Origin of the sequence: Aeromonas salmonicida, assembly GCF_028355655.1 — a bacterium.
Taxonomy (GTDB): Bacteria; Pseudomonadota; Gammaproteobacteria; order Enterobacterales; family Aeromonadaceae; genus Aeromonas; species Aeromonas salmonicida.
In genome coordinates this window covers 1046278-1071537 of record NZ_CP110645.1, presented here as the reverse complement: position 1 = coordinate 1071537, position 25260 = coordinate 1046278, and the positions used below count along the sequence as shown (strand labels likewise).

At 61.8% G+C, this 25260-nt stretch carries 30 protein-coding genes; 4 read left to right on the top strand and 26 right to left on the bottom strand.

What is annotated here, in order from left to right:
- Positions 1-518 precede the first annotated feature (518 nt).
- From ONZ54_RS05320 to ONZ54_RS05285, 8 genes are all read right to left on the bottom strand, one after another.
- The gene (locus ONZ54_RS05320) at positions 519-1613 is read right to left on the bottom strand and encodes a hypothetical protein (protein ID WP_271787647.1); all 1095 of its coding nucleotides are present in this window, start codon (positions 1611-1613) and stop codon (positions 519-521) included.
- A 10-nt stretch (positions 1614-1623) separates the two neighbouring features.
- Positions 1624-2739 (bottom strand): hypothetical protein, encoded by a 1116-nt coding sequence (locus ONZ54_RS05315; RefSeq protein ID WP_271787646.1) that lies wholly within the window; start codon positions 2737-2739, stop codon positions 1624-1626.
- A 10-nt stretch (positions 2740-2749) separates the two neighbouring features.
- Positions 2750-3622, bottom strand: a complete 873-nt coding sequence (locus ONZ54_RS05310; protein ID WP_271787645.1) for a hypothetical protein — start codon at positions 3620-3622, stop codon at positions 2750-2752.
- 327 nt (positions 3623-3949) lie between these two features.
- Positions 3950-4444, bottom strand: coding sequence for a type 3 dihydrofolate reductase (folA, locus tag ONZ54_RS05305; protein WP_059111377.1), 495 nt, complete (start codon positions 4442-4444; stop codon positions 3950-3952).
- A 24-nt stretch (positions 4445-4468) separates the two neighbouring features.
- Positions 4469-4936, bottom strand: a complete 468-nt coding sequence (locus ONZ54_RS05300) for a threonine/serine exporter family protein (RefSeq protein ID WP_005317742.1) — start codon at positions 4934-4936, stop codon at positions 4469-4471.
- Positions 4933-5058, bottom strand: coding sequence for a hypothetical protein (locus ONZ54_RS05295; protein ID WP_271787644.1), 126 nt, complete (start codon positions 5056-5058; stop codon positions 4933-4935). The genes ONZ54_RS05300 and ONZ54_RS05295 overlap by 4 nt, the downstream gene beginning before the upstream one ends.
- Positions 5055-5852, bottom strand: coding sequence for a threonine/serine exporter family protein (locus ONZ54_RS05290; RefSeq protein WP_271787643.1), 798 nt, complete (start codon positions 5850-5852; stop codon positions 5055-5057). The genes ONZ54_RS05295 and ONZ54_RS05290 overlap by 4 nt, the downstream gene beginning before the upstream one ends.
- Positions 5853-6086: 234 nt before the next feature.
- Entirely contained in the window at positions 6087-6428 is a 342-nt protein-coding gene (locus tag ONZ54_RS05285) for a DUF3135 domain-containing protein (RefSeq protein WP_271787642.1), read from the bottom strand.
- A gap of 411 nt (positions 6429-6839) precedes the next feature.
- Between ONZ54_RS05285 and mog the strand changes: the two genes are divergently transcribed.
- Positions 6840-7370, top strand: coding sequence for a molybdopterin adenylyltransferase (gene mog / locus ONZ54_RS05280; RefSeq protein ID WP_096118703.1), 531 nt, complete (start codon positions 6840-6842; stop codon positions 7368-7370).
- A 36-nt stretch (positions 7371-7406) separates the two neighbouring features.
- Here mog and ONZ54_RS05275 read toward each other — a convergent pair whose 3' ends face one another.
- The 18 genes from ONZ54_RS05275 to ONZ54_RS05190 form a co-directional block, all read right to left on the bottom strand.
- Positions 7407-7823, bottom strand: a complete 417-nt coding sequence (locus tag ONZ54_RS05275; protein ID WP_099994171.1) for a DUF2541 family protein — start codon at positions 7821-7823, stop codon at positions 7407-7409.
- A 90-nt stretch (positions 7824-7913) separates the two neighbouring features.
- Positions 7914-9140, bottom strand: a complete 1227-nt coding sequence (locus ONZ54_RS05270) for a beta-ketoacyl-ACP synthase (protein ID WP_271787641.1) — start codon at positions 9138-9140, stop codon at positions 7914-7916.
- A 91-nt stretch (positions 9141-9231) separates the two neighbouring features.
- Positions 9232-9957, bottom strand: a complete 726-nt coding sequence (locus ONZ54_RS05265; RefSeq protein ID WP_005317763.1) for a 3-ketoacyl-ACP reductase FabG2 — start codon at positions 9955-9957, stop codon at positions 9232-9234.
- A gap of 9 nt (positions 9958-9966) precedes the next feature.
- A complete protein-coding gene (locus ONZ54_RS05260; RefSeq protein ID WP_271787640.1) occupies positions 9967-10428 on the bottom strand; it encodes a hotdog family protein in 462 nt (153 codons plus the stop codon).
- Positions 10425-11606, bottom strand: a complete 1182-nt coding sequence (locus ONZ54_RS05255) for a beta-ketoacyl-[acyl-carrier-protein] synthase family protein (RefSeq protein WP_271787639.1) — start codon at positions 11604-11606, stop codon at positions 10425-10427. Before ONZ54_RS05255 ends, ONZ54_RS05260 begins: the two co-directional genes overlap by 4 nt.
- Positions 11603-12160: a DUF3261 domain-containing protein gene (locus tag ONZ54_RS05250; RefSeq protein WP_334312732.1), complete on the bottom strand. Its 558-nt coding sequence runs from the start codon at positions 12158-12160 to the stop codon at positions 11603-11605. The genes ONZ54_RS05255 and ONZ54_RS05250 overlap by 4 nt, the downstream gene beginning before the upstream one ends.
- Before the next feature lie 2 nt (positions 12161-12162).
- Positions 12163-14538, bottom strand: a complete 2376-nt coding sequence (locus ONZ54_RS05245; RefSeq protein WP_271787637.1) for an MMPL family transporter — start codon at positions 14536-14538, stop codon at positions 12163-12165.
- 50 nt (positions 14539-14588) lie between these two features.
- The gene (locus tag ONZ54_RS05240) at positions 14589-15179 is read right to left on the bottom strand and encodes an outer membrane lipoprotein carrier protein LolA (RefSeq protein WP_271788250.1); all 591 of its coding nucleotides are present in this window, start codon (positions 15177-15179) and stop codon (positions 14589-14591) included.
- A 20-nt stretch (positions 15180-15199) separates the two neighbouring features.
- Positions 15200-15625 (bottom strand): acyl-CoA thioesterase, encoded by a 426-nt coding sequence (locus ONZ54_RS05235; protein ID WP_096118707.1) that lies wholly within the window; start codon positions 15623-15625, stop codon positions 15200-15202.
- Positions 15626-15653: 28 nt separating this feature from the next.
- The gene (locus ONZ54_RS05230; RefSeq protein ID WP_271787636.1) at positions 15654-17216 is read right to left on the bottom strand and encodes an HAL/PAL/TAL family ammonia-lyase; all 1563 of its coding nucleotides are present in this window, start codon (positions 17214-17216) and stop codon (positions 15654-15656) included.
- Complete coding sequence (locus ONZ54_RS05225; protein ID WP_271787635.1) at positions 17203-18906, bottom strand: glycosyltransferase family 2 protein; 1704 nt, start codon at positions 18904-18906, stop codon at positions 17203-17205. The genes ONZ54_RS05230 and ONZ54_RS05225 overlap by 14 nt, the downstream gene beginning before the upstream one ends.
- Complete coding sequence (locus tag ONZ54_RS05220) at positions 18903-19274, bottom strand: ApeI family dehydratase (RefSeq protein ID WP_043556209.1); 372 nt, start codon at positions 19272-19274, stop codon at positions 18903-18905. Before ONZ54_RS05220 ends, ONZ54_RS05225 begins: the two co-directional genes overlap by 4 nt.
- The gene (locus ONZ54_RS05215; RefSeq protein ID WP_271787634.1) at positions 19258-20628 is read right to left on the bottom strand and encodes an AMP-binding protein; all 1371 of its coding nucleotides are present in this window, start codon (positions 20626-20628) and stop codon (positions 19258-19260) included. Before ONZ54_RS05215 ends, ONZ54_RS05220 begins: the two co-directional genes overlap by 17 nt.
- Positions 20625-21275 (bottom strand): COG4648 family protein, encoded by a 651-nt coding sequence (locus tag ONZ54_RS05210; protein WP_238157617.1) that lies wholly within the window; start codon positions 21273-21275, stop codon positions 20625-20627. The genes ONZ54_RS05215 and ONZ54_RS05210 overlap by 4 nt, the downstream gene beginning before the upstream one ends.
- Entirely contained in the window at positions 21232-21480 is a 249-nt protein-coding gene (locus ONZ54_RS05205) for an acyl carrier protein (RefSeq protein ID WP_005317801.1), read from the bottom strand. Before ONZ54_RS05205 ends, ONZ54_RS05210 begins: the two co-directional genes overlap by 44 nt.
- A gap of 3 nt (positions 21481-21483) precedes the next feature.
- Positions 21484-21750 (bottom strand): phosphopantetheine-binding protein, encoded by a 267-nt coding sequence (locus ONZ54_RS05200; protein ID WP_005317803.1) that lies wholly within the window; start codon positions 21748-21750, stop codon positions 21484-21486.
- A gap of 17 nt (positions 21751-21767) precedes the next feature.
- Positions 21768-22526 (bottom strand): lysophospholipid acyltransferase family protein, encoded by a 759-nt coding sequence (locus ONZ54_RS05195; protein WP_271787633.1) that lies wholly within the window; start codon positions 22524-22526, stop codon positions 21768-21770.
- Positions 22511-23230: a beta-ketoacyl synthase chain length factor gene (locus ONZ54_RS05190; protein WP_271787632.1), complete on the bottom strand. Its 720-nt coding sequence runs from the start codon at positions 23228-23230 to the stop codon at positions 22511-22513. The genes ONZ54_RS05195 and ONZ54_RS05190 overlap by 16 nt, the downstream gene beginning before the upstream one ends.
- A gap of 181 nt (positions 23231-23411) precedes the next feature.
- Here ONZ54_RS05190 and ONZ54_RS05185 point away from each other — a divergent pair, with 181 nt between their 5' ends.
- The 3 genes from ONZ54_RS05185 to ONZ54_RS05175 are packed head-to-tail and all read left to right on the top strand — an operon-like array spanning position 23412 to position 25231.
- On the top strand, positions 23412-23873 hold the full coding sequence (locus tag ONZ54_RS05185; RefSeq protein WP_271787631.1) for a hypothetical protein: 462 nt from the start codon (positions 23412-23414) through the stop codon (positions 23871-23873).
- Positions 23874-23891: 18 nt separating this feature from the next.
- The gene (locus ONZ54_RS05180; protein WP_271787630.1) at positions 23892-24968 is read left to right on the top strand and encodes a methyltransferase; all 1077 of its coding nucleotides are present in this window, start codon (positions 23892-23894) and stop codon (positions 24966-24968) included.
- Between the two features lie 47 nt (positions 24969-25015).
- The gene (locus tag ONZ54_RS05175; RefSeq protein WP_005317818.1) at positions 25016-25231 is read left to right on the top strand and encodes a hypothetical protein; all 216 of its coding nucleotides are present in this window, start codon (positions 25016-25018) and stop codon (positions 25229-25231) included.
- Positions 25232-25260 lie beyond the last annotated feature (29 nt).

The following is a 25260-nucleotide window of genomic DNA, read 5'->3' as shown; positions in this document are numbered from 1 at the left end:
ATTAACCCGCCGAACGCTAACCAATTACTTACTACACTAAGCAATTTCCACCAAAAACGAAAGAACCATAAGAGTCCACACAAAACAATGAAAACATAATGCATTGATTTTAATAGTTTATTTTTGACAATAAAAACCCACAAACCGACAAGCATGACCCATGCCAGCATGCATTTTGGTTAGATAACTAATCATTGTGGTGTTTTGACAGGCCGATCGGAGGGGGCAACCAGGCAGATCGGGGGATGCAGCCAGGCAGGATCCCGAACAGGCAGCAGGGTATGAAAAATCCTTACAGTCCTAATGATATGTAGGCAAAAAACGAGGGTATATAGGAGGGGGGGTTGAACGCAGCAATGGCGGAGGCCTTGCCTGCCGGACAGCTCTTGAAACAGGATTACACAATACCAGGACCAGACACAGATCCGGCCCTGTTGTCTACGGGTCCTCTCTGCCAGTACAGCTCCTCTTCTTGAATAGACTTGTACGAATTCTTGCAAGAGTAACCGCTGTCACAGTTATCCCATTTTTCGTCTTGGTTTCGGCGTATCACCACGCTGTGGTGGCCACTTGGGAATACCTCGGGCCAGAACTGCCTCCAGCTCGCTCAGACTCGGCCAGGCATCTGGTTCTGCTGATGCAGGAGGCTGGCACATCTGCGCCAACAGTACCGGAGCTTCGGGATAGTGAGTGGCAAAGTGACGTGGCAGGGCTGCGTAAGGCCACACGTCGGCGGGATCCTCCAGCGCAGGCGGCAGCACATCAAAAGGCGCAGCCATCAGGGGATGATTCACCACCGGCAAGGGCAATCCCGCCCATTGGCGCAGGCGTAACACCAACAACACTTCCAGCGGCCAGTAATGCCACCAACCTATGATTGCCTCCTCTCGATGAAAACGGGGATCCTTGAGCCCGCCGTAAGTGTGCAAATGGCACGCCTGGGTCAACAAGTGACCCACCGCATTCAGATCCTCACAGTCCCACAAGGTCAACAGCGCCAGATAGAGAGGCTCCCGAGCCAAGTCAACGCCAAGTGGCAAGGGCCCCCACCCCAGAAAGCGGCTGGTTAGCTGCAAGGCAAAGGCTTCTATAAAATAGGGACGAATATACTCATTCGCGGGGCAAATAGCTGGGGCACTATGAGCCAATGCCACACAATCCATCAAACGACGGCGATCACCAAGCAAGGCCAGGTGCATTGCCACAAAGCCTATACGATGAAATTTGAAACCAGCATCGGGTTGTAATTGGCCAGATTGTTTACTTCGATACAGCTCCATCTGGTAGTAACGAACCAGTTGCCAATAGAGCAGCGGATAGCGGCGATATGTCGTTTGTGGCCAACTGCCTGCCAGCAGGCTTGTACCCAGCAAGTGATCCAGCTCCGCCAAGCAAACACTCTCGACCATTGGCAACACCGCGTATTCATCCCCTTCAGGAACGGGGATATTGGCGAGCGTCTTATCAATCCATTGTCGATCTGCATAGTAAAATGGATCCTCGTTTGAAACCCAAGATAACAGTTTCTTGCGACAATAGGGTTCTCGCTTGGGAAAGCGGGGCCAGGAAGCGTAATCAAATTGGGCGAGCAGGGCGGTCAGGTGAGGAGACATACACATTCTCTTATGGGGTCGATGATGATTTGGCGGCGCTCTTTCGGCGCGGTTTAGGGGCATCACCACGCTGTGGTGGCCACTTGGGAATACCTCGGGCCAGAGCTGCCTCCAGCTCGCTCAGACTCGGCCAGGCATCTGGCTCTGCTGATGCAGGAGGCTGGCACATCTGCGCCAACAGTGCCGGGGCTTCGGGATAGTGAGTGGCAAAGTGGTGTGGCAGGGCTGCGTAAGGCCACACGTCAGCGGGATCCTCCAGCGCAGGTGGCAGCACATCAAAAGGCGCAGCCATCAGGGGATGATTCACCACCGGCAAGGGCAATCCCGCCCATTGGCGCAGGCGTAACACCAACAACACTTCCAGCGGCCAGTAATGCCACCAACCTATGATTGCCTCCTCTCGATGAAAACGGGGATCCTTGAGCCCGCCGTAAGTGTGCAAATGGCACGCCTGGGTCAACAAGTGACCCACCGCATTCAGATCCTCACAGTCCCACAAGGTCAACAGCGCCAGATAGAGAGGCTCCCGAGCCAAGTCAACGCCCAGTGGCAAGGGCCCCCACCCCAGAAAGCGGCTGGTGAGCTGCAAGGCAAAGGTTTCTATAAAATAGGGGCGAATAAACTTAGTCGCTGGGCAGATAGCCGGGGCACTATGAGCCAATGCCACACAATCCATCAAACGACGGCGATCACCAAGCAAGGCCAGGTGCATTGCCACAAAGCCTATACGATGAAATTTGAAACCAGCATCGGGTTGTAATTGGCCAGATTGTTTACTTCGATACAGCTCCATCTGGTAGTAACGAACCAGTTGCCAATAGAGCAGCGGATAGCGGCGATATTCTGTTTGTGGCCAACGGCCTGCCAGCAGGCTTGTACCCAGCAAGTGATCCAGCTCCGCCAGGCAAACACTCTCAACCCTTGGCAACACCGCGTATGCATCCCCTTCAGGAACGGGGATATTGGCGAGCGTCTTGTCAATCCATTGTCGATCTCTATCGTAAAATTGATTTTCACTTGAAACCCTTGTTAGCAGCTTCTTACGACAATAGGGTTCTCGCTTGGGAAAGCGGGGCCAGGAAGCGTAATCAAATTGGGCGAGCAGGGCGGTCAGGTGAGGAGACATACACATTCTCTTATGGGGTCGATGATGATTTGGCGGCGCTCTTTCGGCGCGGTTTAGGGGCATCACCCCGCTGTGGTGGCCACTTGGGAATACCTTGGGCCAGAACTGCCTCCAGCTCGCTCAGACTCGGCCAGGCATCTGGTTCTGCTGATGCTGGGGGCTGGCACATCTGCGCCAACAGTGCCGGGGCTTCGGGATAGTGAGTGGCAAAGTGGCGCGGCAGGGCTTCATAAGGCCACACCTCGGCGGGCTCCTCCAGCGCAGGTGGCAGCACATCAAAAGGCGCAGCCATCAGAGGATGCTCTACTACCGGCAAGGGCAACCCCGCCCATTGACGCAGGCGTAATACCAACAGCACCTCCAGCGGCCAGTAGCACCACCAGCCGATGATCGCCTCCTTTCGATGGAAACGGGGATCCTTGAGCTCGCCGTAAGTGTGCAAATGACATGCCTGGGTCAACAAATGTCCCACCGTGCCCACATCTTCACTGTCCCACAAGGTCAACAGCGCCAGATAGAGCGGCTCCTGAGCCAAGTCGACGCCCAGTGGCAAGGGCCCCCACCCCAGAAAGCGGCTGGTGAGCTGCAAGGCAAAGGTTTCTATAAAATAGGGGCGAATAAACTTAGTCGCTGGGCAGATAGCCGGGGCGCTATGAGCCAATGCCACACAATCCATCAAACGACGGCGATCACCGAGCAAGGCCAGCAGCATCGCCACATACCCCATGCGCCTAAAGTCAAATCCTGCATGAGGCTGCAACAGGTTCAACTGTCTGCTGCGATGCAACTCTATCTGGTAGTAACGCACCAGTTGCCAATAGAGCAGCGGATAGCGGCGATATTCTGTTTGTGGCCAACGGCCTGCCAGCAAGCTTGTTCCCACCAAGTGATCCAGCTCCGCTAGGCAAACACTCTCAACCCTTGGCAACACCGCGTATGCATCCCCTTCAGGAACGGGGATATTGGCGAGCGTCTTGTCAATCCATTGTCGATCTCTATCGTAAAATTGATTTTCACTTGAAACCCTTGCTAGCAGCTTCTTACGACAATAGGGTTCTCGCTTGGGAAAGCGGGGCCAGGAAGCGTAATCAAATTGGGCGAGCAAGGAAGCGAGCGGGGGTACAATGGGATAAATTGAATTGCTATCCATGTTATTCACTCAAAAAACGTAATTCCATTACAAATAGAGGCAGCGCAGCCAACAACAGACTCAGCGCCGCTGCCAGGTTTCGAAGCAGTAGGGATGAGGATTCTTCTCGTCGGGCTCATGGGGTTCGCGCTCAACGCAATGCCACTCGTCCTCCTCGAAGGCGGGGAAGCGGGTATCCCCGGCCACCGCCAGATCGATTCTGGTCAGATAGAGGCTGTCAGCCCGTGGCAGCAGCTGGCCATAGAGATGACCACCGCCGATCACCATCAGCTCGTCCACATTCCCGGCGTTTGCCAGCAGCACCAACGCGGCCTCGACAGAATCGACTACCTCCACCCCGTCGGCCCGGTAATCGGGATTGCGGCTGATCACCAGATTGCGCCGCCCTGGCAGCGGCCGACCAATGGATTCAAAGGTCTTGCGCCCCATCAACACAGGCTTGCCCAGGGTCACCCGCTTGAAGTGGGCCAGATCCGCCGGCAGGTGCCATGGCATCTGGTTATCCAGGCCTATCACGCGATCGTGCGCCATGGCAGCAATCATGGAAATCTTCATGGGGTCAGCCTCTCACAGCGTCTGTCAAATAATGGGCCGGTTACGGTACACGACCAGAGAGGGGATCGCCAAACCGAAACTGAGGGCCCCCACGATAAACAACGCCTTGAGGCCGTTCTCCACCGCACTCTGGATAAGCTCCATAGTCACCCCCGAGATATTGAGCTCCACCACGGCGATCATGGTCTTGAACGCATAGCTGCCGGGGATCATGGGAATGATGGAGGCGACACTGAACACGGGCCGTGGCGCCAGCAGGCGACGGGACCAGTAGACACAGACAAAGCCGACCGTGGTCGCCGCCGCCAGGGTCGCCCACTCGATGGGCATGCCGTAATGAATGAGCAAGGTACGCAAGCTGTGGGCCAGGGCACCGCCCATGGCGCAGTACTTCAACATGCGCGGCGGCACGTTGAACAACATGGCAAACCCCACGGCCGGAATGGAAGACCAGAAGGCATCCTTGGCCAGTAGCCAGATCAGGTCCATCATACTTTCCACCCCCAGATACCCGTGACCGACATGGTGAGAATGATGCCGAGGTTGATCCGCGCGCTGATGGTCAGCAGGTCAAGTCCGTTCCTGCTGGCCAATACAGAGTCAAAGTCCTTCATACCTTCCACCCCCAGATACCGGTCACCGACATGGCCAGAATGATGCCAATGGCTGCGCTGATGGTAAGCAGAGTTGCCGTGCCCCAGCGCGCAAGCCCCATGTTGAAGTAACCCTTCACCATGTCGGAGACAGCATTGATGAGCGGGAAACCCGGCACCAGCAAGAGCACGCTGGCTGCCATGGCGAGATAGGGCTGGGCGCCCCAGTTGAAGAAGGTGGCACTGGAGGAGAGCAAGGTGGCGATAAAACCGGTCACGGCAAAGTTGATGAGCGGGCTGTGGTGATGACGGGCGATCAGCTGGCGCACCCGCATCGCTACGGCAGCGGAGAGACAGGTCACCATGAAGATGGGCAAGTCACCGCCAAACAACAGGCTGAAGGCGCCGCAGGAGAGCCCCACCATGGGGACCACCAGCCAGGGGTGGTAATGAAACGGCACTATGCCATCGAGCCGCAGACGCACCTCTCGTGCCCCTATCAGCTCCTTTTCCGCCATGATGCAGATACGCTGGATCTCGCACACCACCTGCATGTTGATACCGTGTTCCCGCACCCGGCGGGTAGTGGTGACACAACTGCCCTGATAGAGACTGGTGAGCACTATGGCACTGGAGGAGATGGCCATCTCGACGCTCTCCAGCCCAAGCGCCATGCCGAGCCGGACCGTGGTCTGCTCTATGATGCGGCTCTCCGCCCCGAACTGGGCCAGCATCTGGCCCGCCTTAACGATGATGCGGGTGATCTCTGTCTGTTGATCCCGCGACAGCACCCGCCTTGGTGTGATACTTCTCATAATCCCTTCGAGTCGTAGCAAATTTAAAGTATCGCCATATTAGCCTAACTGTCGGCGCCATTCATCCACACCGATCACGGCAATAATCAATTTTTAATAAAACAGCTGATGCCACTAAAATACATCAAATGGATTACAAATAACTCCAGATAAATTAACGTCACCAAGCGAGCCTCACCTGGTAACGAATATATTATCTAAAATAATATTTAACTGAATTATTAATGAAGGGTGTTATTTCTTCTTGTGGTAATAATCAAAGAAAGAAACAACATTATTTCCCCGATAGACGGGCGCCTGATCGGCATAGAGATTGGCATTGAGCTGGATCATCTCGCTGCGCATGGAATAAAAGGAGTCGTGCATCATGGCCGCAATACGAATACAGCTGTCCATGTTGTTCTTGGCCAATTTCCGCTGGCAGTCGATGCGAAACTGCAGGCCGCGCAGCCGCTGTTGCTGCTCTGGGCTGACCCGGTCGATCAAGCCCTCTATCTGCTGGCGCAGCAACTCGTCGAGCCGCTCGGGCTCCGCCACAGCCAACCGTCTCAAGGTATCAAAATCAGGCAACTCCATATGCCCTCCCGCGGCCAGCCGCTGCATGGTGATACTCAAACAACAACGATCAGCTCATAATTCAACCAACCGTATAAGAAGTTATATAAGACGATTACCCGCCTGGTTCAATCCATACAGCCTTCTTTCGAACCCGATTGCGCCAAAAAATGACGGCAGCGGCAAGCTGCCACTGGCTTATTCGTTATGGATCAACCGATTATTCCTGAATATTTTCACTGGACCTGTTTATACATTTTTATGGCGACGACACCCTAGCCTTATGTCTTATTGAAAGGGAACCTGCAATATTGCTTTTCATTCGGCACTCGATGTTGAGCACCACACTCGCCAATGTCTGGCCTCGTTTAACATATCTCACTGATTATGTTATTTTATTTGCCACTTATTCAGCGCAACCAAGAGCAGACCATGAGCAAGGCAAAAATCGGCATCGTCACCGTCAGCGATCGCGCCAGTGCAGGCATCTACGAAGACCTCTCCGGCAAGGCCATCATAGAGACGCTGGGCGCGTATCTGACCTCTGAATGGGAACCCGTCTATCAGGTGATCCCGGATGAACAGGATCAGATTGAAGCAACCCTGATCCGGCTGGCAGACGAGGAGCAGTGCTGCCTCATCGTCACCACGGGCGGTACCGGCCCCGCCAAACGGGATGTGACCCCCGAGGCCACGGAGGCGGTGTGCGATCGCATGATGCCGGGCTTTGGCGAGCTGATGCGGGCCGAGTCCCTCAAGTTCGTGCCGACCGCCATTTTGTCGCGCCAGACCGCCGGCCTGCGCGGCAGCTCGCTCATCGTCAACCTGCCGGGCAAGCCCAAATCCATCCGTGAGTGCCTGGATGCGGTCTTCCCCGCCATCCCCTACTGCATCGACCTGATGGATGGACCCTATCTCGAGTGCAACGAAGCCGTCATCAAGCCGTTTCGCCCCAAGAAATAGGTAAATGGACGGGGGATGTGCCCCCCCGTCCATCTCTTATTTGCGGCCGTATACCTTGACCCCGGCCTTGCTCCCCTCCGAATTGCCATAGACCTCGATCCGCTTGATGCAAAGGCGGCTGCCGAGGGATTTCCAGTCCGACTCCTGATCCTCTTTCAGATCCTTGTCAAAAGTGAGGGTCTTGCTACTGTCGTTGCCATAAAACACCTTGACCCGGTTAAGGGTCAATTCCCGTCCTGCCTTGACCATGATGGACTTGGCAGGTCGGCAGACGATGATGGGAATAATGGCGGCATGGTCGCCCACTCCCAGCAAGAGAGTCTTGCCCAGCCGAAATTCATCATCGGCCATGGCCGGTGCAGGCAGCGCCAATAAAAGGGTGGACAGCAAGAGCGCATTGAAGCCGCGGCGCAGGTGGGGTTGAACAGAGAAAACAGCAGATGGAACAGACATTATGCCTCCCTAAAAATGGGAGGCATCTTAATTCATCAAGACCAAACCCAGGCTGTACAGGCGCCCTGCCCGCAGGCAAGGCGCATGGCTTCAGGACCAGCGCTTGAAGATGAGGGAGGTGTTGATGCCGCCGAAGGCGAAGTTGTTGGACATCAGATAGTCCACCGCCAGCGCGCGACCATTGCCCACCACATGATCCAGCAGGGCACAGGCCGGATCCGGCTCGGTCAGATTGATGGTGGGGGCAAACCAGCCCTCCTGCATCATCTCCAGCGACAGCCAGGCCTCAACGGCACCGCAGGCCCCCAGGGTATGACCGAAGAAGCTCTTGAGCGACGAGATAGGCGTCTTGTCGCCAAAGATGGCGGCGGTGGCGTGGCTCTCGGCAATGTCGCCCCGCTCGGTGGCCGTGCCGTGGGCGCTGATGTAGCCGATGTCGGCCGGTACCAGCCCTGCCTGGGCCAGCGCCATCTCCATGCAGAGCTGCATGGTCTCCTGCTGGGGCTGGGTCACATGGGCAGCGTCGCAATTGGTGGCAAACCCCACCAGCTCGGCGATGATGGTGGCTCCACGCGCCTGTGCATGTTCCAGCTCCTCCAGCACCAGGGTGCCCGCCCCTTCGCCAATGACCAGTCCGTCCCGCTGCCGGTCGAACGGCCGTGGCGCCAGCTCGGGGTTGTCGTTCATCTGGCTGGTGGCAAACAGGGTGTCGAACACCACGGCCTCAGACGGACAGAGCTCCTCCGCCCCGCCGGCCACCATCAGGGTCTGGTAGCCGTGCTTGATGGACTCGTAGGCATAGCCAATCCCCTGGCTGCCGGAGGTGCAGGCGCTGGAGGTGGGGATCACCCGTCCGCGCAGGCCGAAGAAGAGGCCGGTATTGACCGCCGCCGTGTGCGGCATCATCTGCACATAGGTGGTGGCCGTGATGCTGGCGGTGCTCTTGTCGTTGAGCATGACCCCGAAGGCGCGGATGGGATCCGTGCTGCCGGTGGAGGAGCCATAGGCGATGCCGGTGCGACCGCCGGTCAGCACAGGGTGGTCGAGCAGTCCGGCCCGCGCCAGCGCCAGCTCGGTGGCCACGGTCGCCAGCTGGGAGACTCGCCCCATGGCCCGGGTCTTCTTGCGTGGATAGTGGGCAGGCAGCACAAAGTCGGTAATGGGCGCAGCCAGCCGGGTGTTGAGCCCCTCGTAGATGGCCCAGTCCGGCATGGTCACCACAGCGTTGCGTCCCGCCTGCAACTTTGCCCGCACACTTGGCCAGTCCTGGCCGAACGCCGTCACCCCGGCCATGCCGGTTACTACTACCCGCTTCATACCATACCGCCATTCACAGAGATGATCTGGCAAGTCACAGAGACAGTACCAGTTGGAGTCGACATCAGGCAGGAGAGCCATTGCATCAGCGTCATACCATGCCCCCGTTGATGGAGATGACCTGCCGGGTCACATAGGCAGCGATATCCGACATCAGGTAGGAGACCAGCCCCGCCACCTCGTCGGCCTGCCCCATCCGCTTGAGAGGGATCAGCTTCATCGCCTCCTCTTTCACCTCGGCATCGACCATGCCGGTATCGATGAGGCCAGGTGCCACGCAGTTCACCGTGATCTTGCGCTTGGCCAGCTCCAGCGCCAGCGCCTTGGTGGCCCCCATGATGCCGGCCTTGGCGGCACTGTAGTTGACCTGGCCACGGTTGCCCATCAGGCCGGAAACCGAGGAGATGGTCACTATGCGGCCGCCCCGGCGCAGGCCAATCATCGGCATGATGCAGGGCTTGAGCAGGTTGTAGAAGCCATCCAGATTGGTGTGCAGCACCCCGTCCCAATCCTCGTCCGTGAGGGCGGGGAAGGCGGCGTCACGTATGATGCCGGCGTTGCAGACCACGCCGTAATAAGCGCCGTGCTCTGCCATGTCGGCTTCCAGCCGCTCGCGGCAGCCCTGACGATCGGCGATATCGAACTGGATCAGGCGCCCCTGTCCCCCTGCAGCTTGCAGGCTCGCCAGGGTGGCCTCGGCACCGGCGCGGTCGCCGTGGTAGTGCACGACGACGAAAAAACCGTCGGCAGCCAGCTTGAGGGCGATGGCGCGGCCTATCCCCTTGCTGGCGCCCGTGACCAATACGGTAGAGATCATGAAGCTTCCTTACGCTAACAAATCGGACAATTCACCGGGTGCGGGCTGATAGGTCGAGAGGCGCGCAGTGGCACACTCCAGCCCATCTTGCAGGATCCGGCAATCGAAACTGGCCATGCCGCCGTCTTGCAACAGGCAGCTGGCTTCAATGGTGAGCAGAGCCCCCGCCGCAAAGCGGGCGGGCTGGCAGCGGTACTTGCGGGTACCGAGCAGCATGCCGATGCGCACCGGCTCGCCGCGCAACCGCCCCTGCATGCCGGCCCAGGCGGCTATGGTCTGGGCCATCAGCTCTATGCCTGCCCAGGCGGGCAAATGGCCCTCGCCATCGAGCAACAAGGCGTGTCGGGGGCCGACTCGTGTCTCGCAGCGCACCTGGCTCGCATCCACGGTGCAGATGTGGTCAAGCAGCAGCATGGGGGCCTGATGGGGCAACAGGGCCTCGATTGCGGGCAGCGGTATGCGCTCATTCATGAGAGTGATCTCCCGAACAACAGGCTGACATTGTTGCCACCGAAGGCAAAGGAGTTGGAGAGGACCCGGGGTGCCGCAAGCCGAGTGGCGCCACTCACCAGCCGGATGGGGGCCAGCGCCGGATCCGCCGTCGTCACCCACTGGGTAGGTAGCGGCAGGGCCCGCTCCAGCAGCAGGCAGGCGAGCGCGGCCTCGATGGCCCCCGCGGCGCCCAGGGTATGGCCGGTGAGCGGCTTGGTGGAGCTGCAGGGTACCTTGTCCCCGAACAGGCGATGCACGGCCTGGCTCTCCATGGCGTCATTGAGGCGAGTGGCCGTGCCGTGCAGGTTGATATAACCCACCTGGTCAGGCGCTATACCGGCCTGAGCCAGCGCCATCTGCATGGCTGCCTCGGCCCCCACGCCGTCCGGATGAGGGGCCGAGATATGCCAGGCATCGGACGACTCGCCCGCCCCCAGCAAGGCCAGCGGCGCAGGCTGTTTGCTCAGCAGAAACAGCGCAGCCCCCTCGCCTATGTTGATGCCCTGGCGGCCGTTGTCGAATGGCTGGCAGAGTTTGCCACTCAGGGACTCCAGGCTGTCAAAACCGTTGATAGTCAAGCCGCAAAGGCTGTCGGCGCCACCGACGATCACCGCATCCACCAGTCCGGCCGCCAGCATCCGCTGACCGCTGATGAAGGCGCGGGCGCTGGAAGAGCAGGCGGTGGAGAGGGTGTAGGCAGGCCCGGAGATGTCGAGATAACGGGCCAGAAATTCGGACGGAGAGCCCAGCTCCTGCTGGCGATAGTCAAAGGCCGGGGGAATTGCCTCCCCCCGCCGGGCGGCGGCGATCGCCAGCTCGGCCTCGCCGATCCCTGCTGTGCTGGTGCCAAGCACCAGGCCTACCCGCGCAGGGCCAAACTCCGCCAGCGCCTTGTCCAGGGCCGGGCGGATCTGCGCCAGCGCCGCCAGCAGCAGGCGGTTGTTGCGCGAGGCATAAGGGGCCAACGCCGCCGGTATCTCGGGCAGCGCACCTTCGACCCGCCCCACCGGAGTCAGCCGACCATCCAGCAAGGTCTGGTTGTGGCGGGTGAGTGGCGTAATCCCCTCTGTCTGCCAAGCCAGCAGGGCCTCGGCGCTGACATCCCTGCCCTCCCCCAATGCCGAAATGAGGCCGTAAGCCGCGATATAACAACTCATTGGGACAGGGTCTCCAGCTGCAAACGGTAGTGAAATACATGCTGTTGCAGGCTGACCGGCTCCCGTACACCGCCCTTGTCCTGGTACCCGATCTCGGTGACCAGGGCGCCATCGGGAGAGCGCAGCCGGCGCGTCAGCCCTTGGTCCCGCAGCGTCCAGCCCGGCGGCAGCTGCGGCTGCCAGCTGGCCAGCGGCCAGTAGCAGAGCATGACGTCCGCCAGCACCTGGGTCACTGGCGGCATGCCGGTGGCGAGCAGCGGGCTCAGTTGTTGAGTCGCTATGCCCTGCTGGTCGTAACGCACCCGAAACAGCCGGATCCCGGCCGGGGTCAGGCCGACCAGGGTCAACTGGCTGCCATCAGCCTCCAGCACAGTCATCAGCTGATGGGCACCCTCACCCACAGTGGCCGTCAGCAACTGCTGGCGATAGAAGGGGGTGGCAAGCACAGGGGCCGGCAGCGCCATGACGGTCCCCTTGTCGAGATAGGCGGTGGGGGAAGGCTGGCTGCTGCAGCCCCCCAGCAAAAAGATGAGTAATACAAACAGTGATCTTATTGTCATGTTGGCTCCCGGCTATCCTGCCCTGGCAACTGGGGCTCCCGCACCGCGCCATCCGGTTGCACGCGGTCCAGCACCAGAGGCGACAACAGGAAGGCAGTAAAGATACCGCCGCTCAACACCAGACCAAAGCCCGCTATGGCGGGGGTGTGACTCAGCGCCAGCAAGCCGAACGCCAACTGGGTGGTGAGGTTCGCCAGCAGGATGGCGAGCAGGGTGGAACTCTGCCGCGCCAGCTGGTTGCCACAGTGGGCAAAGAAGAGCCCGTAGTCGATGCCGATACCGAAGATGAGGCTGAGCGCCAGCACACCAAACAGGGTGAGCGGCTGGCCGCAGGCGGCGAGCAGCGCCAGCCCCATGGCGAGCGCAATCAGGTTAACCAGCAGCACCCGGGACGCCCTGGCTGCCCCCATCCGCCGCCAGAGCAGCAGGGCCACCAAGCCGATGGCCAGCAGCAGCAGTTCGGCCAGCTTGATCCGGTAGTGGGCAAACAACTGGCTCCACTCGCTGCGCTGATCCTGCCAGTAGATACCCTGCTCGGCAGCTGCCAGCGCCGTCAGGGCGACCTCGTCCTGCACCCCGACCAGTGGCACCCAGATGGCGACGCGGCCATCCTCCAGCGAGTGCCACAGCAGACGGCTCCCCTCGCTGACCGGGCTGGCAAGCCAGGCTGCCGGGGTCAACCAGTCAGGCTGACGGTCGGGCCCTTGCCCCCCTGCTGGTATTGGCACTCCGGCCTCTTGCAGTCGGGTCACCACCCGGGGCAACAGGGCCAGAATGGCGGCCGCATCCTGCTGCTGGCGCGCCAGCGAGGGCAGCCAGCGGCTGAGGGAGACAAAGTCCCGCAATGCGCCGCTATTTTTAAGCCCGGTCAGCTGATCATCCAGTCGCTCCAGCCGTTGCAGCGCCTGCTCGGCATCCGTACCCGTCACCAGAAAACCCTGCATGCCCCCCTGCTGACCGGTCAGGGCCTTGATCTGGTTCTCCTGCGCCTGCAGTTCCACCGGCAAGGGTTGCAGCCGGCGTATGTCGTCATCCACCTGCAGTTGGCTGATGCCAAGGGTGGCCAGCAGCAGGCAGAGCAGCGGCAGGCCGATGCGCACCAGGCGACGCTGCTGCCAGGCTCTGAGCCAGGCCATCAGCAGTGGCTGACTGCGCAAGGGCCGGGTCGGCAGGGGGCCCGACCAGCGCGGGAACAGGCAGAGCACAGTGATGAAGGCGCTGAACAGGCCCGCCAGTGCGCACACCGCCAGCTGCTGCAGCCCGGGGAAGGGGGCAAACCAGAGCAGGCCATAGCCGATCAGGGTGGTCAACACCGCCAGCGAGAGGCTCGGCAGCAGCCGTAGTCGGGTCTGATGCGGCGTCTCGTCGCCGCCGTGCAACCGTCGCTCGCACAGGAAATGGATGGCGTAGTCGATGGCGATGCCGATGAGGCTGCTGCTGATCACCAGGGTGAAGAGATGGATCTCGCCAAACAGGATGAGCACAGTGCCCAGCCCCCACATCAGCCCCACGCAGATGGGTAGCAGGGAGAGCAGTAGCGCCCGGGTCGAGCGAAATACGCCCCAGATAAGCAGAATGACTCCGATCATGGAGCCAAGCCCTATGGTGGAAATGTCCTGCTGGGCCAGGTTGCTGGCGTGCTGGCTGTAGAAAAGGGTGCCACGGCGCAGCAGCTCGGCACCGGGATAGGCTTCGGCCAGCCGGAGCTCGGCGTTGTCGAGCACCCTCAGCAACCCCTGATTGCGCTGGATATCGAAGGCGGAGAGATCCAGCTCGGCCCGCACCATGAACCAGTCGCGACCCGACTTGTCCCGGCTGACCAGCCAGCCCTCCTTGAGTTGCATGGGGCCGCGGGCCTCTGCCAGCACACCGGCCCGGGTCAACAACAGCGGATCGCTCTGCCACTCGGCGCGGGAAACGCCGCCAAAGGGCGAGTAGATCTGGCCAAGCACCCATTGGCTCCAGCCCTCGGCGCCAGCCGCCAGCCGGGCCCGGCCCGCTTCATCCAGCCGCTGCCAGGCGAGACTGTGCAGATAGCCCTGCCAGGCGGGGGCCAGCTCGGGCTGATAGCCCTTGATATGGGAGAAGGCCGCTATCTGGTCGAGCTGTTTTACCCACAGCTCGGCCGCCGCCTGCCCGTTCTGTCCGGCAGGCAGGCTCAGCATCCAGACCAGCTGGCGATCGAGCTGTTGCAGCAAGCCCTGCTGCAACGCCGGATCCAGATCGCTGCGGGATTCGTGGGGCAACAGATCCATCAGGCTGGTGTTGATGCGGCTGTGGGGCAGCTGCCAGACCAGCACGGCCACCAGCAGCAGGCAGAGGCCGATCCAGATAGTGCCAAGCCGGCGCCAGGTGGTTTCAGATTGCAGCAAGGTCGACTCTCCCGGCCAAACCACTGGCAGTGGCAGGGCGCGATGCGGGGCTAGTGGGCAGCAAAGCGGGCCTGCTCCTCGTGGGTCAGTGGCAGGCTTCGCTCCTGCCAGGCGCTGAAACGGATGCGGGTGCTGTCACCCTGCTTGTCGGCAATGACCAGCTCATCCAGCTGCCCTTGACCGCTCAGGGTGAGGCTGGCGAACACCTTGTCCAGCGGCGTCAGGGTCGGCACCAGCAGCAGCTGCCAGCCCGCCTCCGTGCTCTGAAAATCGATCTTGAAGTAGCGACTCAGGGTCGCCTCGTCCGAGCCGAACAGCGCCAGCAGCATCTGGCTGAATTCAAGCAACTGGGGACTATCGATGACGGTGGCGGGCTGACCCGCCATCTGCTGCACCATGCGTTGCGGCGTCAGGGTCAGAGTCAGGGCAAAAGGCTTCTGCTGCTGCCACCAGAGACCAAGGTCGCGCACCAGCAGCAGCTCACCGGAGGCTTTGAGCGGCTGGCTCAACCCCGCCACCTGCTTCTCCTGCTCGAAATGCGCCTGCCTGGCCTGACTCAGAGTCAGCAACTGCTGCACCTGGTCACGGCTCAGGGGGGCCGCCTGCAGCGGCAACGCCAGCAGCAGGGTCAGCCCGACCATCACGCGGTTCAGAAGAGGCTTCACTGGCTCACCCCCAGCTTGTCCAGCAGCACCTGGGGCGAGGCCAGGCACATCTCGCCGCTCGCCTTGCTCACCGCCACCTGGATGCTGTAGCCCTTGCTGGTGCGGGTACCGCTCGCGGCATCGCTCAGCAGGTAGTCGATCTTCAACCGGTTCTGGTACTCGGTCAGGGTGGCGCGCACCCGCACCCGCTGGCCGAAGCGCAGCGGTGCCAAGTACTTCATCCGGGTATCTATGATGGGCCAGAGGTAGCCGGAAGCCTCCATCTGCGGGTAGTTGTAATCGATAAGATCGAGCAGGGCGCAGCGGGCCAGCTCTATGTAGCGAAAGTAGTGACCGTGCCAGGCGACCGCCATCATGTCCACATCGTGGAAGGGGATGGTCACTTCCACTTCGGCACTGATCTGCCAGGGTTCATTCTGCATGGGTTGTCTCATCAATAGTGACCTTGTTTCAGTCCTGGCTCGGCCCATAAAGGGGGTAGTGACGCTGGCGGAGACGGGCGATCAGCGCCCTGAGCTCCTGCTCCAGCGCCCTGTCTTCCAGCAGAGGCGCAAACTCGGCCCGCACCTGCTGCACCATATGGGCCAGGGCCGGGCTGAGCGGCCGGGTGAAGGGCGTGGGCTGGGCCAGGCGCAGCTCGACCCCCTGTACCGCCGCCAGCAGGCAGGCGGCCCCGACCTGTTCGGTCAGGGTCAGCACCCGCAGGGCATCGCGCGCCGCTATGGTGCCCATGCTCACCTTGTCCTGGTTGTGGCACTCGGTGGAGCGGGAGAAGACGCTGGCGGGCATGGTCTGCTTGAGCGCCTCCGCGGTCCAGGCCGAGACGCCGATCTGCACCGCCTTGAAGCCGTGGTTGATCATCTGCCGCCCGGCCGGCGCCCCCGAGAGGTTGCTCGGCAGGCCACCGTTGAACTTGGTGTCCACCAGCTGAGCCAATTGGCGATCCAGCAGGTCCGCCAGATTGGCGATGGCCGTCTTCATGCTGTCCATGGCCATGGCGATGTGGCCGCCGTAGAAGTGGCCACCGTGCATCACGTGCTCCCCCTCCCCGTCGATCAGCGGGTTGTCGTTGGCGCTGTTGAGCTCGTTTTCGATGAGCTGGCGCCACCAGGGCAGGCTGTCGGCCACCACACCTATGACGTGGGGGGCGCAGCGCAATGAGTATCTGTCCTGCAGCCGGTCGCTGTGGCGCGGCAGCTCGCCGGCCACCAGATCCGCCCTCAGCCAGGCCGCTATGCCCTGCATGCCGGGGTGGGGCTTGGCGGCAAACAACCGCTCGTCGAAGTGGAAGGCGTTGCCCCCCATGGCGACGCTCACCAGCGCAGTGATCCGGGTCGCCAGTTGCATCAGGTAGTCAGCGCGGGCGTAGGCGAGACAGGCCAGCGCCGTCATTACCGAGGTGCCATTCATCAGCGCCAGGCCCTCCTTGGGTCTCAGGGTCAGGGGAGTGATCCCCAGCTCCTGATAGACCTCGGCGGCGGGACGCAGTGCGCCATCGTGATGGAGCTCGCGCTCCCCCACCAGCACGGCGGCGACGTAGGAGAGCGGTGTCAGATCGCCGCTGGCGCCGACGGAGCCCTCTTGTGGAATGCGCGGTATGAGATCCTGCTCCAGCAACCAGCAGAGCCTCTCAAGCAAACCCGGGCTGACGCCGGAGACTCCCTGCGCCAGGGAGCAGAGCCGGGTCGCCAGCACGGCGCGACCGGCATCGAGATCAAGATCCGCCCCCAGCCCGCAGCCGTGGAAGCGGGTCAGGTGCAGCGGCAGCTCTGGCACCAGCTCGGCGGGCACGGGTCGGGTCACCGAATCCCCGTAGCCTGTGGTCACCCCGTAGATGACCCCCTCCTCGGCCAGCAGTCGGTCGAGAAAATCGGCGCCCCGCTGGATGCAGGCCATAAAGGCGGGATCCCGGTTCAATGCCGGGCGGGCACGACGCTCTGCCAGCGCCACCACATCTTCAATGGTCAACGGCTCGGCGCCGAAGGTGACGCACTTCATCTCACTCTTGTTCATCGGTCAGCTGCCAGAAATCAAAAAAGTTGAACCAGTCCAGCGGGGCGCGCAGGCAGTGATGCTGCAGGCGATCGGCATAGGCCTGCACCCGGGACGCGAGTATCTGTTGTCGTCCCTGGCGCGGCAGACTGAGGCTGTCGGCAAAGGGCTCGAAATGCACCCGAAAGCACCCCTGCTCCTTGAGGCCGAACATCAGGTAAACCGGGCAACCCAGCACGCTGGCCAGGGCGAAGGGACCGAGGGGAAAGGGGGCCGGCGCGCCGAGAAAGTCGGCCCAGACCACCCGCTTCTCCCGGGTCACAGAGGTGCGATCGCCGACGATCACCACCCACTCCCCCTGATCCAGCTTCTCCTTGAGCAGGATGGCGGTATCGGCCCCCATCTCCTGCACCTGGATGAGGTTGAGCCGTGAATCCGGGTTGATCTGCTTGAGCAGGGCGTTGAAGCGGGCCGCATGACGGGTGAAGACCAGCGCATTGATGCGCACCTCCCCCTTGCGACTGCCAAGGGCCCGGCACAGCTCGAGATCGCCGAGGTGAGAGCCCAGCAGCAGCAAGCCCTTGCCGCTGTTGATGGCGGCCTCGTAGTGCACCCTCCCCACCAGCTCGATCTGATCCTCGGCTATGTCGCCGCGCCAGCCGGCCAGCTTGTCGAGCGCCGCCTCGCCAAAACGCAGGAAGTGGCGAAAGCTCGATCTCGGCTCAGGGGGGAGCCGTATGCCCTGAGTCCGGGAAAAGGCCTCAAGCCGGGCCAGATAGGCTTGGGATGCCTGACGCTGGGCGCGACCGGTTAGCCAGAAGTAGCCGATGACGGGGTAGAGCAGCAGGGAGAAGCCCCGCCGCCCCAGCAGGCGATAGCTGGCCAGCATGATCTGCATGCCGAGCAATGAGCCGCGCTCCGGCGTGCGCGACCAGTGGGTCCGGCGCTCGCGCCACAGCTGGGTCGCCCATGACCAGAGGCGGCGAGGCCCGCTCGCCAGGCGCAACAGCAGATCCCACAACAGGCGGCACACCAGTCGGGTGTGCATCCAGGATATGTCGCGGTTGTCGCGCCAGAGCTGGAAATGGGAGCTGCCATCGGCGGGGTAGATGACCCGGGTCGGCACGAAGCGCACCGCCACCCCGGCCCAGTACAGGCGCACCATCACCTCGGTGTCAAAATCCATTCGCCTGCCGAGCGTCACCCGTTCGAGCAGCGCGCAGCTGGCCGCCAGCGGATAGACCCGAAAGCCGCACATGCTGTCCTTGATGGCAAACGACAGCGTCTCGATCCAGACCCAGACATGGGTGATGTAGCGGCCATAGAGGCGCCCTTTGGGCACGGAATCGTCGTAGACAGGGCGCCCCGAGATAAGCGCATCAGGATCCCGGTGCGCCTCGGCCAGCAGGGCCGGAATGTCTGCCAGATCGTGCTGGCCATCGGCATCCACCTGCAGGGCGTGGCTGAAACCGAGGCCATGGGCGTGGCGCAGCCCCGTCATCACGGCGCCGCCCTTGCCCTGGTTGTGCGAATGGCGCAGCAGGGTGACCCAGGGGTGGCAGGCGGCCAGCCCATCCAGCGCGGCGGCGGCGACGGGTTCGCTGCCATCGTCGATCAGCAGGCAGGGCAACTGGTAGCCGGCCAGCCGATCCAGTACGGCAGCCAGCGGGCCGGCGTGGTTGTAACAGGGGATCAGGATGCAGGGTGTCATGGGATGAAGCGTACCCGTCCGCTGCTCGCCGGCTCATCCCCCAGCGTATAGCTGAAAACGAGCTGATCCTTTTGTGGCTGCCACTGCAGGCTCAGGCTGCATTCGGCCCCCGGCCGCAGCGGACGCTGGAACTTGAGCTGATCCAGCCCGTGAAACGGCAGCTCCAGGTTGAGCCGGCTGGCGGCATAGTGCATGACCCAGTGGATCTGGGTGACCCCTGGCAGCAGGGGCGCCCCGGGAAAGTGGCCCGCAAACCAGGGCAGCTCCGGATCGAGCCGCAGGTGCAGGCGCACGCCATCGGCCAGCGTCTCGCAGCCCAGCACTGTCGGTAGCGAGTTCATCGGCAGAGTGTCAGCAGAGAGGCTCATCGAACAGCTCCTTGAGTTGTGGCCAGGGGCGTTTGCCCTGGGCGTTGACGGGCATGCACTCGACCCGGCGCAGGCTGCGCGGCAGGGCAACCGGTTCGAGCCAGGGGCGCAGCTGCTGGCGCAGGGCCAGCAGGAAGCGGCCCTGACCCAGCTCGGCCCAGCGGACGGCCCCCACCTCGCTCAGCACCAGCACGGCGCCGAGGATCTGACGCTGGCCCTGCTGCAGAGGCAGCACGGCGGCCTGCTCCACCTCAGGCAGGGCTTGCAGGCGCGCCTCCACCTCGTCGAGGGAGATGCGCTTCTCCTCCAGCTTGATCACCCTGTCCTGGCGCCCCAGCAGCTCGAATCCGGCCCCCTTCATCAGGATGCGATCGGCGCAGGCCAGCCAGCCGTCCTCTGCCAGGAAGGGGGAATGCAGCAGCAAGCCCTGATCCGGGCCGACCCGCACCTCGACCCCGGGCAGCGTCGTCCAGGGGGTCTGCGCCTGATTGCGCTGGCGCCAGCCGATACCGCCAGTCTCGCTGCTGCCGAAAATCTCCACCGGCAGCTGGCCGAGCAGGGCCCGGGCCTGATGGGCATCCCCTGGTTGCAGAGGCCCGCCGGAGGAGACGATGAGGCGGCAGCCCGCGGCGGGAATGGCCGGATCGAGTCGGCTGAGAAAAGCGGGGGAAGCGATCAGCACCCAGGGGGCGGTTTGCACCGCCAGCTGCTCCGGATAGTCGATGCTGCGGCGATCGAACGGACGCCCCAGGGCCAGGGGCAGCAGGATACGAAACAGCAGGCCGTAGATGTGCTGGTGACTGACGCTGGCCAGCACCCGGGTGTCGGCCAGGGCCTGGCCCCAGAGCGCTATCTGCACCCGTAGCTCGGCCTCCAGCTGGGGCCAGGCTTTGGGGATGGCCTTGGGCTCGCCGGTGGAGCCCGAGCTGAACAGGGTCAGATCGAGACGTTCGGGTGTCAGGTCGGCGCGCTCTGCATCCAGCTCGTCATGGCAATCGGCAAGGGGCAACCGCAACTGGGGCACATCAAGCCCATCGGCTGGCAACTCGCCATCGGTGAGCAGGCCGTCAAACTGATCCCGCAGCGCCAGCAGCCCGGCCAGCCGTTGATGGCCCGGCAAGATGGCTTGATGACCGCCGAGGGCGCAGGCGAGCAACGCTTGCGCAAACAGCAGGCTGTCATCGAAACAGATCGCCCAGCGCGCGCGCGACTGCCCGGGGCGAGCATGGCGAGCCATGGCCCGAGCCAGTTGCAGGCTGCCAAGGCGTAGCTCGGCCAGAGTCACATCGCCGCCTTGACCGAACGCCACCAGCTGGTCGTCGTCCCGCTGCCAGAGCGTTTGCAGCAGGGTCATGGGGCCAGCCTCTTCATCAGTCGCCGGCGTACCAGATACTCCCCAGCCATCAAAGCGCCCATCAACCCATAGCTGATGAGGCCGTTGTAGAGGCTCCAGAGCGCCAGATCGCCGTACCAGATGGTGAAGGCCGCCAGGGCGCCATTGACCACGAAGAAGCCGCACCAGATCTGGGTCACCCGCCGGGTGTAGCCGATGGCGACATCCGGCAGGCGGGGATCCTGCAAGCGGGCCAGCCGCTCCACCAGACTCATGGGGCGGGTCAGGCTCCAGCCAAACAGGCAGAGCAGCGCCAGGCTCACCGCCAGCGGGTAATAGAGCAACCAGTGGCGGGCAGAGAATAGCGCCGACAGCAGGGTCAGCCCCAGCCCGATGCAGGCCAGCAGGCGACCCAGCCAGAGCCACTCAGGCAGGGGACCAAACCGGACCCGCCGCTTGAGCAGACCCGGCAGCAGCCGCAAGGAGAAGATGACCAGCAGCCCCACCAGCAGCGGAGTCTGGCTGGTGTGAGTCAGCCCCCAGTACACCGCCAGCGGGTAGAGCAAGAGGGCACCACCGGCCAGCCAGGAGAGCCAGCGCGTCATGATCTGGCGCGCATCCGCATCAGGCGCCGGCGAGCAGACGCTCGACCGCATCCACAACGTCATTGACGCTGCGCACCGACTTGAACTCTTCCGGCTTTATCTTCTTGCCGGTCAGCTTTTGCAGGTGCACCACCAGATCGATGGCATCTATGCTGTCGAGCTCGAGATCCTGATAGAGGCGTGCCTCGGGAGTGATGGCCTCTTCATCGACTTCGAACAGATCGACGAGGGCGGTTTTGATCTGGGCAAAGATGTCGTCACGGGTCATGGCTCAGGCCTCCCCTTTCGACTGGGCCTGCACCAGGGCGACCAGTGCTGCGACTGAGGCAAAGTGACGACGGGTATTCTCATCCTCGGCGGAGAGCACAATGCCGTAGCGGCCCTTGATGGCAAGGCCCAACTCCAGCGCATCGATAGAGTCCAGTCCCAGGCCATCACCGAACAGCGGGGCCTGGCTGTCTATATCTTCAGGGGTCAGTCCCTCGAGGTTGAGACTGTCGATGATGAGTTGTTTGATCTCTAGGTGCAGGTCTTGCATAACTGTTCCATACGCTGTCATTGGGGCCCTGTTTGCAGGGTCCGGGTGAGAAAACGGGTCAACTGGCGCGCGGCCAGAGCGCTGCTCTGTCCGGTGGCGACCACCTCGTCTGGCGCCACTTGCGGCAGGAATTCTATGGTGAAGGTCGGCTTATTTTCCGGGATCTTGAACCATTTGTCCTGCTTGGTGAGAAATCGGGTGTTGCAGTGGATCCGCACCGGTTGCAGGGGCACCTGACTGCGCACCGCCAACTGGGCGGCGCCCCGTTGCAACTTGATGGGCTCCCCCGGCGTGGTGCGGGTGCCCTCGGGGAAGATCAGCAACAGACCGCCTGCCTGGATCCGCGCCATGCACAGGGGCAGGAGGCGCTGCGCCTCTACGTTGGGAATATAATCTGCCGCCCTGACCACGCCGCCCACGAAAGGGTTGCGCCAGAGGGATTGCTTGACGATGCAGTCACACACCGGCATCTCGGCCGCCAGCATGACGTAATCGAGCAGACTGGGGTGATTGGCCACTACCAGGGCGCCGCGCAAGTCGGCGGGCATGCCGCTCACCCGATAATCCAGCACGCCCCAGCCGCGCAGCACACCGAGAAACAGCCGAAAGCTGTGACGTATGGTCAGCTGGGCCAGGGTACGCCGTCGCTCACCGCGCAGGCAGAGCGCCAGCAACGGAAACCAGAACAGGGTGAGCAGCAGACCGCCCACCCCGAACAGGGCGAAGCCAAAGGCCGTGCCAAGCAGGCGCCAGCACAGGTTCAGTGCCGCTGCCATGTCCACTCCTGCCGGCCATTGCAAAGGGTCAGTGCCGATTCATCCCGCAGCAGGGCCCGCCAGAAGGCCAGCGACTGAGGCAAAGTCGAAGTTGCCCCGGATCCCGGACTCACGCCACTCGCAGCTTGGCAGCACCACTGCTCACCGGCCTGCAATATCAGCCCCAGTGCATGGGGTGGCGCCTCGTCTGGCAGCCAGGGGCAATGAAAATCCGGCACAGGCCCCTCGAACGCCACCAACAGCACCTGTTGAGCACCGGCGTGCAAGGCCGCCACCGCCTCGGTAAACCCCGCCATCAATCCGCCCTTCCCCGCCGCCAGCGACGTCATGGGGATGGCGGCCTGGCCCTGGATGGAACAGAGGCCGGCGGCCGTATTGTGGACTGACATGGAAAAATCCGTGGGTGAGAGCGCCTGTCTGGCCGCCAGCGCCTGCAACAGGGTCACGGAACGAGCCAGCTCGCCGTGTCGACTGACGAAGATGGCGTAATCGACGGGATGGCGGGCCAGCAGGCTCAAGCCGACCTGCACCGCCAACCGGGAACCCTGGCTCAGGCGACGCGCCATCATCATGGGCAACAGAGGAGTGGCAGGAAATGGTACCGCCGCAGGCCATTGACCCCACTGCGCCCACTCCTGCCAGTCGCGTTCGTCGACCAGACCCGGTGACAGTGCCTGACTAGCTTGCAGCGAAAAAGAGAGCATATTTCAGGCAACCTGTCCTTAACATTTGGCGTGAGCGCGAAGACGGTAAAAAGCACTCACCCGCTGGGCAGTGCCTGCTCCATGGAAATTAACAATTGGAGTCATCACATTAATGCTGCGCGAATAATACCATTATTCGTCAAAAATAATAGCTGGCGCAGATTATCTATTGGCATAGTGATTGAAAATAAATGATTTGTGTTGTCTCATTGCCATGTCCTCAATATTGAATATCGTCGCAAGGAATATTATGAAAGTTATTAACAAGGTATCCCTGTTGCTGGCCTGCGCCCTGCTGGCCGCCTGCTCTACCAGCCAGCCCATTCGCAATATGGCCGCCAACCCGGTTGCCTTCAATCTGACCGAAGATCAGGTGGCCAACGCCATTATCACGGCGGGGATCAGCAAGAGCTGGGTGATGAAAAAAGAGAAGCCGGGACTTATTCGTGGCCAAGTCAATGTGCGCCAACATCAGGCTGTGATCGATATTCCATATAGCGCTCACGACTATTCCATTAATTATGTGAGCAGCGTCAATCTGGATGATAAAGGCAAGGGCAACATTCATCGCAGTTATAACCGCTGGATCCTGGGCCTGAATCAGGCCATCCAGACCGAACTCGCCCGCGCAAACAGCCGCTGATCCGGCAGGAGCCATCCAGTGAACCACTATCAGGCAGACCCCTATAACGCGCTGGAGGCCATCAGTGCGGCCCAGAAGATCGCCTTCGGGCCCATGTTGTTCCAGGCCAGCTGGTGTCTGCGTGAAACCGGGGTGCTCGCCTTTCTCGAGACCCGTGGCCAGCAGGGTGCTCCGCTGGCACAGATAGCCAGTGCGTGCGAGCTGAGCGAATATGCCGTCAGCGTTCTGCTGGACATGGGGCTCGGCGGCGGACTCTGCTACCTGGCCGGCGAGCACTATGTGCTGGGCCGGGTCGGCAAATATCTGCAGCACGATGCCATGAGCCGGGTCAATCTCGACTTCACCCAGCATGTCTGCTATCAGCCCCTCGCCCACCTGCTCGATGCCATCCGTCAGGGCACACCGGCCGGCTTGCAGGAATTCGGCCCCTGGCAGACCCTCTACCCGCACTTGAGCGAGCTGCCGGAGCCTGCCCGCAGCAGCTGGTTTGCGTTTGATCACTTCTACTCCGACTGGGCGTTCCAGCAGGCCCAGAACAAGGTGTTCAGCTATGAACCAAGCCACCTTTACGATCTCGGTGGCAACACCGGCAAGTGGGCCATCGCTTGTGCCAAGCGGGATCCCGCCCTGCACGTCACCATTCTGGACTTGCCCGAGCAGCTGGCACTGGCCCGCCTGAATATTGAAGAGGCAGGTCTCGGCGATCGAGTACAGGGTCATGGGGTGGATCTGCTGCAACCGGGCCCCTTGCCCGGCGAGGCAGACATCTGGTGGATGAGCCAGTTCCTCGACTGCTTCAGCCACAAGCAGATAGTCGCCATCCTGAACCGGATCCGGCATTGCATGAAACCCGATGCCCGGGTCTGCATCCTGGAGCTGTTCTGGGACCGGCAGACCTTCGAAGCCGCCAGTTTCAGTCTCAACGCCACCTCCCTCTACTTCACCTGTCTGGCCAACGGCAACAGCCGCTTCTATCACTCCAAACAGATGTACCAGTGCCTGCGCGAGGCGCATTTCCACGTGGAGGAAGAGCACGAGATCCCGGGCCCTGGCCATACCCTGCTGGTTGCCCGCCCGCTGCACACGAGGCCATAATGCCCGCCGCAAATCGGATATAACGATGAAACCTGAAGGAGCACGGCATGATGCGTAACTGCATGGCACTGTTGGCACTCGGCCTGACCCTGGGCACATTGACCAGCGGATGTGCCGACATCAAGGAGGCGGGCAGAACCGTGGGGCATACCACCCGCAACGTGACCCGCGAGATTGGCCACACCACCCGGGATGTGACCCGCGAAATTGGTCACGGCACCCGGGACACCGTCAAGAAGATAGGTGACGACCTGAACGACTGACAACAGGGGCCCAGGCCCCTGTTGTCGTT

Coding starts and splice junctions, on each gene's coding strand:
- ONZ54_RS05235 (WP_096118707.1), bottom strand. CDS start 15,625: ATGCAGAATGAACCCTGGCAGATCAGTGCCGAAGTGGAAGTGACCATC.
- ONZ54_RS05320 (WP_271787647.1), bottom strand. CDS start 1,613: ATGTCTCCTCACCTGACCGCCCTGCTCGCCCAATTTGATTACGCTTCC.
- ONZ54_RS05260 (WP_271787640.1), bottom strand. CDS start 10,428: ATGAATGAGCGCATACCGCTGCCCGCAATCGAGGCCCTGTTGCCCCAT.
- ONZ54_RS05285 (WP_271787642.1), bottom strand. CDS start 6,428: ATGGAGTTGCCTGATTTTGATACCTTGAGACGGTTGGCTGTGGCGGAG.
- ONZ54_RS05210 (WP_238157617.1), bottom strand. CDS start 21,275: ATGACGTTGTGGATGCGGTCGAGCGTCTGCTCGCCGGCGCCTGATGCG.
- ONZ54_RS05315 (WP_271787646.1), bottom strand. CDS start 2,739: ATGTCTCCTCACCTGACCGCCCTGCTCGCCCAATTTGATTACGCTTCC.
- mog (WP_096118703.1), top strand. CDS start 6,840: ATGAGCAAGGCAAAAATCGGCATCGTCACCGTCAGCGATCGCGCCAGT.
- ONZ54_RS05300 (WP_005317742.1), bottom strand. CDS start 4,936: ATGATGGACCTGATCTGGCTACTGGCCAAGGATGCCTTCTGGTCTTCC.
- ONZ54_RS05205 (WP_005317801.1), bottom strand. CDS start 21,480: ATGACCCGTGACGACATCTTTGCCCAGATCAAAACCGCCCTCGTCGAT.
- folA (WP_059111377.1), bottom strand. CDS start 4,444: ATGAAGATTTCCATGATTGCTGCCATGGCGCACGATCGCGTGATAGGC.
- ONZ54_RS05270 (WP_271787641.1), bottom strand. CDS start 9,140: ATGAAGCGGGTAGTAGTAACCGGCATGGCCGGGGTGACGGCGTTCGGC.
- ONZ54_RS05265 (WP_005317763.1), bottom strand. CDS start 9,957: ATGATCTCTACCGTATTGGTCACGGGCGCCAGCAAGGGGATAGGCCGC.
- ONZ54_RS05230 (WP_271787636.1), bottom strand. CDS start 17,216: ATGAACAAGAGTGAGATGAAGTGCGTCACCTTCGGCGCCGAGCCGTTG.
- ONZ54_RS05220 (WP_043556209.1), bottom strand. CDS start 19,274: ATGAGCCTCTCTGCTGACACTCTGCCGATGAACTCGCTACCGACAGTG.
- ONZ54_RS05200 (WP_005317803.1), bottom strand. CDS start 21,750: ATGCAAGACCTGCACCTAGAGATCAAACAACTCATCATCGACAGTCTC.
- ONZ54_RS05215 (WP_271787634.1), bottom strand. CDS start 20,628: ATGACCCTGCTGCAAACGCTCTGGCAGCGGGACGACGACCAGCTGGTG.
- ONZ54_RS05240 (WP_271788250.1), bottom strand. CDS start 15,179: ATGGTCGGGCTGACCCTGCTGCTGGCGTTGCCGCTGCAGGCGGCCCCC.
- ONZ54_RS05290 (WP_271787643.1), bottom strand. CDS start 5,852: ATGAGAAGTATCACACCAAGGCGGGTGCTGTCGCGGGATCAACAGACA.
- ONZ54_RS05190 (WP_271787632.1), bottom strand. CDS start 23,230: ATGCTCTCTTTTTCGCTGCAAGCTAGTCAGGCACTGTCACCGGGTCTG.
- ONZ54_RS05295 (WP_271787644.1), bottom strand. CDS start 5,058: ATGAAGGACTTTGACTCTGTATTGGCCAGCAGGAACGGACTTGACCTG.
- ONZ54_RS05175 (WP_005317818.1), top strand. CDS start 25,016: ATGATGCGTAACTGCATGGCACTGTTGGCACTCGGCCTGACCCTGGGC.
- ONZ54_RS05195 (WP_271787633.1), bottom strand. CDS start 22,526: ATGGCAGCGGCACTGAACCTGTGCTGGCGCCTGCTTGGCACGGCCTTT.
- ONZ54_RS05225 (WP_271787635.1), bottom strand. CDS start 18,906: ATGACACCCTGCATCCTGATCCCCTGTTACAACCACGCCGGCCCGCTG.
- ONZ54_RS05275 (WP_099994171.1), bottom strand. CDS start 7,823: ATGTCTGTTCCATCTGCTGTTTTCTCTGTTCAACCCCACCTGCGCCGC.
- ONZ54_RS05255 (WP_271787639.1), bottom strand. CDS start 11,606: ATGAGTTGTTATATCGCGGCTTACGGCCTCATTTCGGCATTGGGGGAG.